Raw genomic sequence first — 2,856 nt, 5'->3', positions numbered from 1 at the left:
CAACATATAATTTTTTTTGCAGGTCAATAATTTACAGAAAGTAGCCGCTTCCATGAGGGAGCGGTTTTTTGTTTAGAACAGCGATAGTTGCTCGGGCTTGGGCAGGATCCTGAAGAAAGGAGTATTGCTTTCCACCGGCAATCCTTCAATACAAAACACCTCCGTCTCCTCATACCTCGATGCCACCACGATCCTGGTATCCCCCGCATGCGCGCTGAACAATTCATTCACCAACTCCGGTTTGTTGTTATTCTTCGATAAATGCGATAATATCAGGTGGCTTAACTGTTTTCCCCTGTGCGTCAAAAACAACTCCAGCGCCGCGGCATTGCTCAGGTGGCCATGATCGCTGCTGATGCGCTTTTTCAGGTGATAAGGATAGTTGCTGTTCGCAAGCATCGTATCACAGTAATTGCTTTCTAAAAAAACGGCATGGCACTGGCGGAAGCAATTCACCACTTCCTTGCAGGCATGCCCTATATCCGTGATGATGCCGATATTCACACCGCCATCGCTCACCATAAAACTGTGCGGATCTGAAGCATCATGGAATTTTTTGAAAGCCGTCACCCGTAAACTTCCGATACTGATGGTGGTGCCGGCATAAAAAGGAAGGACCAGTCCGGGCGCCACACTGATGCGGCTGCTCCGCATGGTGGAATTGGTAATATAAACAGGGAGAGCGTATTTCTTCGACAATACAGAGATCCCCGTAATATGATCCGAATGTTCATGCGAAACAAAGATGGCTTTTACAACAGACATCTCCAGCCCCAGCCGCTGCATCCTCTTTTCTGTTTCCCTGCAACTGATCCCCGCATCGATCAGCACTGCTTCCTTACCGTTGCCGATATAGTAACAATTACCATTGCTACCGGAATTCAGGGATGTTATATAAATAGCCATATCAGGATCAAAAATAAGCGTTTGTTAAGAAAAACCTTTAATCATTACCAATTGATCTAGGAAGGACTTCGTATTTGTATTAAAGCCCTATATTTGGCGACCCTTAGTAAGACCTTATGCAAAATCGTTTAGCCAGAACAACATTCGTATTGCTTTTGACAGCAGTATGCTCTATTCATTCCATCGCTCAGAACGTACTGAAAGGAAAAGTCATCGACTCTTCCGAAAACAAAAAATTACAAAATTCCATCGTTGCGCTTATAGATCTCAGCGATACCACACTCTACCGCTCCTGGCGGGCAGGTGCAGATGGCAGCTTCAATATCACCGGCATTCCCGCCGGCAGGTATACACTGATGATCTCTTACCCAAAAATGGCGGACTATCTCCAGGACTTCAACATTTCCGACACATCAAAGTTCGATCTCGGTAATATTGGTATGGTCTCCGAAGCCAAACTGATGCAGGAGGTGGTGGTCACGGCCGGAAGGGCCATCCGCATGCGCGGAGATACCCTGGAATATACGGCAGACAGTTTTGCCACCAAAGCCGGCGCCAACGTGCAGGCATTGTTGAAAAGACTGCCCGGAATTGAAGTGGCCCGAAACGGTCAGATCACATCGCAGGGAGAACAGGTGAAAAAACTCCTGGTGGATGGCGACGAGTTCTTCACGGATGATCCCCGCTTTGCCGCGCAATACCTTAAAGCCAATGCAGTGGACAAAGTACAGGTGTACGACCGTAAGAGCGATGAAGCCATGCTCACCGGTTTCGATGATGGTAAAAAGACCAAGACCATCAACCTGAAACTGAAAGAAGATGCCAAAAACGGATTCTTCGGTATTGCCAAGACCGGCGCAAACGGCGATGGTAACTATGAACACGAACTTTTTGCAGGCCTCTTCCGTGGCTCCATGAAAGCTGGTGTTTTCGGCATTGCGGCCAAAAGCCAGAGCCGGGATTTCAGTTCCGATGTGATGTCCAAAACCGGAGGCATCGATGTGGAATATATCGAGGACGGTACCAGCGGGATGGTGATGAAAACCTCGCAGGCAGAATCACTCGGACAATACGGCGGATCTGGTCTGCCTTCCATATTGAATGGTGGTGCACATTTCTCCAACAAGTGGAAAGATAAACAGAATGGTGTGGAAGGAAACTACCAGGTACGCAGCCACGAAGGTGAGGGCTGGAGGGATAATACTTCCTTTACATTAGTGCGCGATACGGTGTCTTTCCTGAATAAGAGTGACAATGTTGACAGAAGCTCTGGCATCGGGCATACTGCCAATGGTAAAATGAAAATGCAGCTGGATACTTTCACTGTGATGCAGGTGCGTGTGAACGGCGCAACAGGCAGCAAGGATATCGACAGGTCAGGCCGCTCCTCTTCTGAAAATTTCAGGAATACCCTGGTGAACAACAGTGAAACCATTGAAGATGAAAGAAGGGATGATAAAGAGTTCAAGACCTCCATCTCCATCAACCGTAAGATGCCCAAAATAAGAGGCAACCTTAATCTGTCGCTGGAACAGGAATATGCTAAAACTGTCAGCGATAACAAGCTGATGACCACCAATAATTTCTTCGACGGATATACGGGTAACCTCGATAGTACCCAGGTACTCGACAGGTTACAGGCCTCCCGTGACAATTACCAGGTCTATGGCGCGCGCATCGCCTATACCGGTAAGTTCACTGACAGGTGGTCTTCGCAGATGGAATACGGTATCAAGACGCGTATCAGCGAAAATCATTTCAATACCCTCAATGGAGGAAACGGAAAGTATGATCAGAAAGTGGACAGTCTCAGTAATAACTACGACCTCAAAGCGCTCACGCAGATCGCAGGCCTCGGTGTCAGTTATATGACAAAAAAATACAGTTTCGGTTTCGGCAGCAAGATGTTCCTGACCGGCCTCGATCAGCTGGATCTTGACCTGAACTCCA

At 47.7% G+C, this 2,856-nt stretch carries 2 protein-coding genes; one reads left to right on the top strand and one right to left on the bottom strand.

Features of this window, described 5'->3' with window-relative positions; all coding sequences use genetic code 11:
• Positions 1–72 precede the first annotated feature (72 nt).
• On the bottom strand, positions 73–906 hold the full coding sequence (locus ACTHMC_RS10030; protein WP_440412976.1) for an MBL fold metallo-hydrolase: 834 nt from the start codon (positions 904–906) through the stop codon (positions 73–75).
• Positions 907–1,022: 116 nt separating this feature from the next.
• Here ACTHMC_RS10030 and ACTHMC_RS10025 point away from each other — a divergent pair.
• Positions 1,023–2,856, top strand: a 1,834-nt coding sequence (locus tag ACTHMC_RS10025; RefSeq protein WP_440412975.1) for a hypothetical protein, incomplete at its 3' end; no start/stop codon positions are given.

Origin of the sequence: Pseudobacter sp. (genome assembly GCF_051955275.1) — a bacterium.
GTDB lineage: Bacteria > Bacteroidota > Bacteroidia > Chitinophagales > Chitinophagaceae > Pseudobacter.
The sequence above is the reverse complement of the archived record's forward strand: the minus strand, read 5'-3'. Positions and strand labels throughout refer to the sequence as shown.

What these genes read in the sequence shown, in the direction of transcription:
- ACTHMC_RS10030 (WP_440412976.1), bottom strand. Translation starts at nt 906, where the DNA reads ATGGCTATTTATATAACATCCCTGAATTCCGGTAGCAATGGTAATTGT.